General features: G+C 70.8%; 5 protein-coding genes and 2 tRNA genes. 5 read left to right on the top strand and 2 right to left on the bottom strand.

Annotated elements, in window-relative coordinates; all coding sequences use genetic code 11:
* Positions 1-140: 140 nt before the first annotated feature.
* From IG02_RS0130250 to IG02_RS0130265, 4 genes are all read left to right on the top strand, one after another.
* Positions 141-3,188: a UPF0182 family protein gene (locus IG02_RS0130250; protein WP_030754953.1), complete on the top strand. Its 3,048-nt coding sequence runs from the start codon at positions 141-143 to the stop codon at positions 3,186-3,188.
* A 42-nt stretch (positions 3,189-3,230) separates the two neighbouring features.
* Positions 3,231-3,304 (top strand) — tRNA-Met (locus tag IG02_RS0130255).
* Positions 3,305-3,668: 364 nt separating this feature from the next.
* Positions 3,669-6,041 (top strand): tetratricopeptide repeat protein, encoded by a 2,373-nt coding sequence (locus tag IG02_RS0130260; protein ID WP_420707804.1) that lies wholly within the window; start codon positions 3,669-3,671, stop codon positions 6,039-6,041.
* Between the two features lie 135 nt (positions 6,042-6,176).
* A tRNA-Met gene (locus tag IG02_RS0130265) sits at positions 6,177-6,250 on the top strand.
* Positions 6,251-6,382: 132 nt separating this feature from the next.
* Here IG02_RS0130265 and IG02_RS0130270 read toward each other — a convergent pair.
* Complete coding sequence (locus tag IG02_RS0130270) at positions 6,383-6,799, bottom strand: Fur family transcriptional regulator (RefSeq protein ID WP_030754959.1); 417 nt, start codon at positions 6,797-6,799, stop codon at positions 6,383-6,385.
* Between the two features lie 157 nt (positions 6,800-6,956).
* Here IG02_RS0130270 and IG02_RS0130275 point away from each other — a divergent pair, with 157 nt between their 5' ends.
* Positions 6,957-8,408, top strand: coding sequence for a catalase (locus IG02_RS0130275; protein ID WP_030754962.1), 1,452 nt, complete (start codon positions 6,957-6,959; stop codon positions 8,406-8,408).
* 113 nt (positions 8,409-8,521) lie between these two features.
* Here IG02_RS0130275 and IG02_RS0130280 read toward each other — a convergent pair whose 3' ends face one another.
* A complete protein-coding gene (locus IG02_RS0130280) occupies positions 8,522-8,923 on the bottom strand; it encodes a cyclic nucleotide-binding/CBS domain-containing protein (protein WP_030754964.1) in 402 nt (133 codons plus the stop codon).
* Between the last annotated feature and the right edge of the window lie 347 nt (positions 8,924-9,270).

Below are 9,270 nucleotides of genomic sequence, written 5' to 3' on the forward strand. Positions count from 1 at the left end.
GACCCGGATGCGGGAACTAGGTAAAGACTCAGTAAGTTGCATCATTGGGCCCTACGATCGCGGGGCCCGCTGTACACGCTGAAAACACACGCTGAAAACACACGACCGCGAACTTCGAGGTGCGCACGTTGGCTTTCCAGATGCCGGACCGCGGCGGAGGCCCGACCGGGCCACGGATCAGAGTGGGCCGGCCGTCCCGTCGGGCCCGGACCCTGCTGATGACATTGGGCGTGCTGGCCGTGCTGGCCATGCTCTTCGTCATGTTCGCGGGGTTCTGGACCGACTGGCTCTGGTACCGCTCGGTGAAGTACTCATCGGTTTTCACCACCACCCTGTGGACCAAGATCGGTCTGTTCGCGGTCTTCGGACTGCTGATGGCGCTCACCGTGGGGCTGAACATCTGGCTGGCGCACCGGCTTCGGCCGCCGCTGAGCGCGATGTCGATGGAGCAGCAGAACCTCGACCGCTACCGGATGGGCATCGCCCCCTACAAGAAGTGGGTGCTGCTGGCGATCACCGCGCTCGTCGGGCTGATCGCCGGTGCCTCCGCCGCCGGCCAGTGGCGCACCTGGCTGATGTGGCTGAACGGGGTGCCCTTCGGGCAGAAGGACCCGCAGTTCAAGATGGACGTGGCCTTCTACGCGTTCGATCTGCCCTGGTACCGCTTCCTGCTCGCGTTCGGCTTCGCGGCCACGGTGCTGTCGCTGATCGCCGCCGCCCTGACCCACTACCTCTACGGCGGGCTGCGGGTCACGAGCCCGGGCGCGCGCGCCACGGGCGCTGCCACCGGCCACCTGTCGGTGCTGATCGGTGTGTTCGTGTCCCTGAAGGCCGTGGCGTACTGGCTCGACCGGTACGGCCTGGCCGTGAAGTCCAGTGACTTCAAGGCGGCGGGCAACTGGACGGGGCTGCGGTACGTCGACGCCAACGCGTACCTCCCGGCGAAGACGATCCTCTTCTGCATCGCCGTGATCTGCGCCCTGCTGTTCTTCGCGACGCTCTGGCGCCGCACCTGGCAGCTGCCGGTGATCGGCTTCGGGCTGATGGTGCTGTCCGCGATCCTGATCGGCGGGCTCTACCCGGCGATCGTGCAGAAGTTCCAGGTCGACCCCAACGAGCAGGCCAAGGAATCGCCGTACATCCAGAAGAACATCGACGCCACGCGCAGCGCGTACGGCATCGACGATGCCAGCGTGCAGGACTACGGCGGCAAGGGCGACCCGGACAAGAAGTCCGAGCAGCGCCAGGCGGCCGACACGGCGGCCAGTTACCGGCTGGTCGACCCGAATGTCGTCTCGCCGGCGTTCCAGCAGCTCCAGCAGGAGCGCAAGTACTACCAGTTCCCGTCCACGCTGGACGTCGACCGCTACAAGGACGCCGACGGCAAGCCGCAGGACACGGTCGTCGGTCTGCGTGAGCTGAACATCACCGGCATCCCGAAGCGGAACTGGATCAACGACCACTTCACGTACACCCACGGCTACGGTCTGATCACGGCCAAGGGCTCGAACACGGTGACCGACGAGAACGACGGCACGGTCGGCGCCCCGGACTTCACCGAGTCCGGACTGCCGACCTCCGGCCAGTTCAAGTCGTACGAGCAGCGCGTCTACTACGGCGAGAAGACCGAGCAGTACTCGATCGTGGGCGGGCCCCAGAAGGAGCTCGACTACGAGAAGAACGGCGAGCGGACCACCAGTTACCGGGGCAAGAGCGGGGTGGACCTGTCCAACCCGCTGAACCGCGCGGCCTACGCCGTCGCCTTCAGTGAGCCGCAGATGCTCTACTCCGGCGCCATCGGCGACGGTTCGCGGATCCTGTACAACCGCACGCCCAAGGAGCGCGTCGAGGCGGTCGCACCCTGGCTGACGATCGACGGCGACGCCTATCCGGCCGTGGTCGACGGGCGGATCAAGTGGATCGTCGACTCCTACACGACGACCAACGGCTATCCGTACGCGTCCCGTACGACCCTGGGCGACACGACGGCGGACTCGCTGACGGACAACCAGCGCGCGGTGGTCGCCCAGCAGAACCAGGTCAACTACATCCGCAACTCGGTGAAGGCGACCGTCGACGCCTATGACGGCACGGTCGAGCTGTACCAGTGGGACGAGAAGGACCCGGTCCTGAAGACCTGGATGAAGGCGTTCCCCGGTTCGGTCAAGCCGAAGTCCGACATCGCGCCCGACCTGATGGACCACCTGCGCTACCCGCAGGACATGTTCAAGGTGCAGCGGGAACTGCTCACCCGCTACCACGTCACGGATCCCGCGCAGTTCTACAGCGGCAGTGACGCGTGGCAGGTGCCGGACGACCCGACCACCAAGGACAGCAACTCGGTCCCGCCGTACTACCTCAGCCTGAAGATGCCGGGGCAGGACGATCAGAAGTTCTCGCTGACGACGACCTTCACTCCCAACGGGCGCCCCAACCTGGGCGCGTTCATGGCGGTGGACGCCGATGCCACGAGCCCTGACTACGGCAAGATCAGAGTTCTGAGGGTGACGTCCACCGTGCAGGGCCCGCAGCAGGTGCAGAGTGAGCTCAACGGTGTGCCGGAGGTCGCCGAGTTCGTACGGAACCTGCGCGGAACCGACTCGGACATCGAGTACGGCAACCTGCTGACGGTGCCGCTCGAAGGCGGGTTCCTGTACATCGAGCCCGTGTACGCGCGCGGTGGCAGCGCCAACTACCCGCTCCTGAAGAAGGTGGCCGTGTCCTACGGCGGCAAGCCCGTCTTCAAGGACAGCCTGCCCGAGGCGCTGAACGCCGTGTTCGGGTCGGAAGGCGGGGAAACGACGCCTCCGCCGGGCGAGACGACCAAGCCGCCGGCCACCGGTGACAAGGCGCAGGCCCTCCAGCAGGCCATCGACGACGCCCAGAAGGCGTACGAGCAGGGCGAGGAGGCGCTGAAGAAGCAGGACTGGGAGGCGTACGGCAAGGCCCAGAAGGACCTCCAGGACGCCCTGGAGAGGGCCGCGCAGGCGGAGTCCGCCGCGGGGTCCGGCGGTTCGGGCCAGGGCGGTTCGGGCTCCGGCTCCGGCGCCGGTGACAAGGAGCCCGGCTCGGGCTCGGGCTCCGGTGACACGGGCTCCGACGCCGGTTCCGGCTCGGCGTCCCAGGCGTCCGCACGGCCGTCCGAGGGAGCGCCCGAGCGGCCGTCCGAGGAGGCCGCGAGCGGCTGAACGAGCCCCACCCCGCGCCGTGATAGTGTGGCCACACAACGACGCGGGGTGGAGCAGCTCGGTAGCTCGCTGGGCTCATAACCCAGAGGTCGCAGGTTCAAATCCTGTCCCCGCTACGGCGAGAACGAGGGCCCGGATCCATCAGGATCCGGGCCCTCGTCGTGTGTCCGCATCAAGTGCGTTTCGAGACCGCCCTCTTGGCCCCAGTCGTGTTTGACTTGTCTCTCTGTGGGCATGTCGACAAAACGCTGAAGTGATGTCGCGGGGGTGCGGTATACCAGCTGTACGTGGGTAGCAGGTGGTGCGACGATGGAAAATATGGGGGATAGGGCAACTCTGTTGGAGACAGGGCGGTATGTGCGGCTGCACCTAGAAGAGCCTGCCGAGGCTGTTGAGACCGCCGAGGCGACCGGGGCTGTCGGTACCCCCGGAACCGCCCCGGCCGCGAGTACCGCCGGCACCACCGATACCGCGGCCGACATGGGTCCCGCGGGCAGCGGCAGCGCCCTGCGCGCGGCCGACGCCGGGGACCCCGCGGACACCGAGGCCGAGACCGAGGCGCGCCACCGGCGCGCCGCCGACGCCGGGGACACGGCGTCGATGAGCGTGCTCGGTGCGCTCCTGCTGCGCCGGGGCGACCTGGACGCGGCCGAACCGTATCTGCGCTCCGCCACCTCCGCGGGGGAGCGTGCCGCCGCCAACAACCTGGGCGTCCTCCTGCACCAGCGCGGCTACAAGGACGAGGCGGCCGGCTGGTGGCGCGTCGCCGCCGTCGCCGGTTCCGCAGCCGCCGCGCACGCCCTCGGCCGCTACCACCGAGAGCTCGGAGACGATCCCGCCGCCGAGTACTGGCTGCGCCAGTCCGCCGAGCAGGGGCACGCGCTCGGTGCCTACGCGCTGGCCGAACTGCTGGAGCACCGCAGCGACGTCGGAGCGGAGCGGTGGCTGCGCGCCGCCGCCGAGCAGGGGCACCGCGAGGCGGCCTACCGGCTCGCCCGCTCGCTGGAGCGCCGTGCCCGCGAGGCGGCCCGCACCGGGGCCGACGCCGTCTACCGGCGAACGGCCCTCGGCGTCCGCCACGGGGGCCGAGGCGGGCGCCAGGGTCCGGGCACCGCGCCGGCCCGCTTCCCGGACACCGGCGCCCGCCTGCGCCCCGGCCGGGCCCCGGGAAGCCGTGGAACCGCCGGCAAGGGCATCGACTGGGACACGGAGACCGGCCGGGTGACCGGCGCGGGCCGCGACCAGGACACCGGTCACGGCAGCGGCACCCGTTGGCACACCGCGGCGCGCGGATCCCTCGGCTCCGGCACCGAAGCGGACACCGGCACCCGCATGGGCACCGGCCCCGGCGCCGACCGGTACCCGGGTGCGGGTACGAGTGCGGGTACGGGGACGAGGTGGCGCGACCGTAACGGCGCGGGCCCCGACACGGGTACCGGCCGTCACACCGGCACGCGCCGGCGCCCGGACTCCGGTACGCGCTGGACCGCGGACGACACGGGCACGGACACGGGCACGAGCTGGGCGACCGGTACCGGCAGGGCCGGCGGGGCCGCGCCGGGCGACGTCGACTCCGGCACCAGGTGGACCACCGGCACCGGCGCGTGGTCCACCGGCACCGCCCTGCCCACCGCTTCCGCCCTCATCAGTGAGGCGGCGCAGTGGTACCGGCAGGCCGCCGCACGCGGGCACCGCCGCGCCGCGTTGCACCTCGGCGCGATCCTGGAGAAGCGCGGCGAGCTGAAGGAGGCCGGCCGCTGGTACCTCTCCTCCGCCAAGGAGGGCGAGCCCCGTGCCGCCTGCGCCCTCGGCTTCCTGCTGCGCGACGCGGGCGACGAAGAGAGCGCCGCCGTCTGGTGGCTGCGTGCCGCCCAGGAGGGCGACGGGAACGCCGCCAACGCGCTCGGGGCGCTGCACGCGGCCCGGGGCGAGCAGCAGACCGCCGAGCGCTGGTACCGCGCGGCCATGGACGCGGGCGACGTCAACGGCGCGTACAACCTGGGGCTGCTGTGCGCCGCCCAGGACCGCACGGCGCAGGCGGAGCAGTGGTACCGCCGCGCCGCCTACGCCGGGCACCGCGAGGCCGCCAACGCGCTCGCCGTCCTGCTGCTGCAGGCCGACGACCCGGTGGGCGCGGAGCCCTGGTTCTCCAAGGCCGCGGAGGCGGGCAGCGTGGACGCCGCGTTCAACCTCGGCATCCTGCACGCCGGACGCGACGACGACCGGACGGCTTTGTACTGGTACGAGCGCGCCGCGGCCGCCGGGCACACGGAGGCGGCCCTCCAGGTCGGCATCGCCTGCCTGCGGGACGGCGACGAGCAGTCGGCCGAACGGCATCTCCGCTGCGCGGCCGGTGGCGGCAGCGCGGAGGCGGCCTTCCGGCTGGCCACCGTGCTCGACTCGCGCCGGCCGCCGCCCGGCGCGCCGGCGCTGGGTGAGCCGTACGGTGGCGTGAAGAGCGAGTGCGAGCAGTGGTACGAGCGCGCGGCCGAGCAGGGCCATCGCCGCGCCCAGGTGCGGTGCGGGATGCTCGCCGCCGAGCGCGGGGACATCGCCGACGCGGGCCGCTGGTACCGGGAGGCCGCGGAGGCGGGCAGCCGCAACGGCGCCTTCAACCTCGGCCTGCTGCTCGCGCGCGAGGGCGGCGAGCGCGAGGCCGCCCTGTGGTGGACCCGCGCCGCGCAGGCAGGGCACGGCCGGGCGGCCCTCCGCCTGGCGCTGCTCGCGGCCCGCAGGGGCGAGCTCAGCGAGGGCCAGCGCTGGTGCGCCCGGGCGGTCGAGCTGGGCCCGGCCGAGGTGGCGGAGCGCGCGGCCCGGCTGCGCGAAGCCCTCCACCAGGAGCTCACGGCATGAGGCGGCGGGGCGGTAAGGACCGCTGAGGGCGGTGGCAGCGGGACGGCCGCCAGTCACCGCCGCCTCGTGCCCGCCGCCTCGCGCGGAAGGAATTTGCACCGGTCGGTGGGTGTCACGTAATGTTGCATTCACCGACGCGGGGTGGAGCAGCTCGGTAGCTCGCTGGGCTCATAACCCAGAGGTCGCAGGTTCAAATCCTGTCCCCGCTACTGAAAGCCGGAGGGCCGGATCTCGGAAGAGATCCGGCCCTCCGGCGTTTTTCCGTACGTACCCGGCTGTCGCCGCCCCGGGCCCCCGGCCCCGGTGCGCGCGAGTGCCGGGACCGGGGCGGGTCGCCGGGATCAGGCCGAGGCGCACTCCGGACAGACGCCGCGGTACGTCACCTCGACGTCCGAGACCATGAACCCGAAACGCTCGCCTGCGGGCAGGTCGGACAGCGGGTCGCCCGTCGGGCGGACGTCGCGGATCGCGCCGCACCGGTCACAGACCAGGTGGTGATGCGGCCGGTGCGCGTTCGGGTCGTAGCGCTTGGCGCGGCGGTCCGTCGTCACCTCGATCACTTCGCCGAGCGTCACCATTTCGCCCAGCGTGTTGTAGACCGTCGCCCGGGAGATCTCCGGAAGCCTGGTCACGGCGCGCGCGTGCACCTCGTCGGCCGTCAGGTGTACGTGGTCCCCGTCGAGGACCTCGGCCACGACACGCCGCTGGGCGGTCATGCGCCAGCCGCGTCCGCGCAGGCGTTCCAACAGGTCACTCATGGAAACCAGCCTAGCAGTGAGGGGGCCCGGGCCCCGAACGAGTGTGACTTTGGATGTCCGCTTGACTTAGACAAAGTCCATCGTAGGATCGAGTTCGGCGCAAGCCAAGGGCACGAGCCAAGGGCCGGAACGGCCACAGACGACGCAGGAGGCGCACGTGACGCAGGGACCGCTCACCACGGAGGCCGGCGCGCCGGTCGCCGACAACCAGAACAGCGAGACGGCGGGCGTCGGTGGTCCCGTCCTGGTCCAGGACCAGGCTCTGCTGGAGAAGCTCGCGCACTTCAACCGTGAGCGCATCCCGGAGCGCGTCGTCCACGCCCGTGGGGCCGGGGCGTACGGCACCTTCACGCTGACCCGTGACGTCTCGCGGTGGACGCGTGCCGCGTTCCTCTCCGAGGTCGGCAAGCAGACCGAGACGTTCCTGCGTTTCTCCACCGTCGCGGGCAACCTCGGCGCGGCGGACGCGGTGCGCGACCCGCGCGGCTTCGCGCTGAAGTTCTACACCGAAGAGGGCAACTACGACCTCGTCGGCAACAACACCCCGGTGTTCTTCATCAAGGACGCCATCAAGTTCCCGGACTTCATCCACACCCAGAAGCGCGACCCGTACACCGGTTCGCAGGAGGCGGACAACGTCTGGGACTTCTGGGGCCTGTCGCCCGAGTCCACCCACCAGGTGACCTGGCTCTTCGGCGACCGCGGCATCCCGGCCTCGTACCGTCACATGGACGGCTTCGGCTCGCACACGTACCAGTGGAACAACGAGGCGGGCGAGGTCTTCTGGGTCAAGTACCACTTCAAGACCGACCAGGGCATCAAGAACCTGACCTCCGAGGAGGCCGCGGTCCTGGCCGGCCAGGACCCGGACTCGCACCAGCGCGACCTGCGCGAGGCCATCGAGCGCGGGGAGTTCCCGAGCTGGACGGTGCAGGTGCAGATCATGCCGGCGGAGGAGGCGGCGGCCTACCGCTTCAACCCGTTCGACCTGACCAAGGTCTGGCCGCACGCGGACTACCCGCCGATCGAGATCGGCAAGCTGGAGCTCAACCGCAACCCGGAGAACATCTTCGCCGAGGTCGAGCAGTCCATCTTCTCGCCGGCCCACTTCGTGCCGGGCATCGGCCCGTCCCCGGACAAGATGCTCCAGGGCCGCCTCTTCGCGTACGGCGACGCCCACCGCTACCGCGTGGGCATCAACGCCGACCACCTGCCGGTGAACCGCCCGCACGCCACTTCGGCGCGCACCAACAGCCGTGACGGCTTCCTGTACGACGGCCGCCACAAGGGCGCGAAGAACTACGAGCCGAACAGCTTCGGCGGCCCCTTCCAGACGGACCGGGCGCTGTGGCAGCCGGTGCCCGTCACGGGTGCCACGGGCACCCACGAGGCCCCCCTGCACGCCGAGGACGACGACTTCGTACAGGCGGGCAACCTGTACCGGTTGATGTCCGAGGACGAGAGGGAGCGTCTGATCGGAAACCTCGCCGGGTTCATCGCGAAGGTCTCGCGCGACGACATCGCCGAGCGCGCGGTGAACAACTTCCGCCAGGCGGACGGTGACTTCGGCAAGCGGCTGGAGACCGCGGTCCAGGCCCTGCGCGGCTGACGGCCCTGCCGGAACGACAGGGGCCGGACCCTTCGGGGCCCGGCCCCGCGTCGTACGCCGTACGGGACTCATGCGCGCCCGCCCGGGGGCTCACGGGCCCGGTGCGAGACCCCTCAGCCGGTCAGTACCGCCGCCTCCCGCCGCGCCGGGGCCCAGCAGCGGATGATGTCGCGGACGGAGACGATGCCGACGGGCTCGTGGTCGCCCAGGACGATCAGATGCCGGAACCCGCCGTGCGACATGGCCGCCGCGGCTTCGGCCAGCGTCCACGACGGGGCGGCGAAGACGACATCGTTCGTGGTGTGGGAGCCGGCGGTCTCGGTGTCGGGGCTCTGGCCCGCGCCGACCGAGTTGAGGATGTCCCGTTCGGTGAGGATGCCGATGCCGCAGTGGTCGGTGTCGAGGACGACGGCGGCGCCGACGCGGCGCGCCGACATCAGCCGGGCCGCCTGGCGGAGCGTGTGCGTGGGGCCGATGGTGAGGACCACCGAGCTCATGGCGTCACGGACAAGCATGGGATGGGGCCACCTCCTGGGTGAAAGCGTCTTCCGGAGCTCCTGGGGACGGGCAGAAGCGCCAGGAGAAACGTTTCACAAGTTCACAAATGGGGGGACTCTCAGAGTGACACCGTTGGGGGAAGTCAACAAGGGGGCGGTAGGGGGTGGCCCCGGAGCGTGCAAAAAACCGATAAACGCCCCCGGGGCGCGCCATGAATCCCGGGTGTCCACGCCCCCCGTCCCGGGTTCCCGTGACGTCCCGGCCGGGCACGTCCGCCGGCGAGTGAGCCGAAGGGGGCGCGGCCGCTGTCGAAAGGGAGAGCGCGCGGAGGTTTGTGAGGTACGAGCAAACCGAGCACGGTCGA

The sequence above is a fragment of the Streptomyces sp. NRRL F-5135 genome (genome assembly GCF_000719775.1).
GTDB classification, from domain to species: domain Bacteria; phylum Actinomycetota; class Actinomycetes; order Streptomycetales; family Streptomycetaceae; genus Streptomyces; species Streptomyces hebeiensis.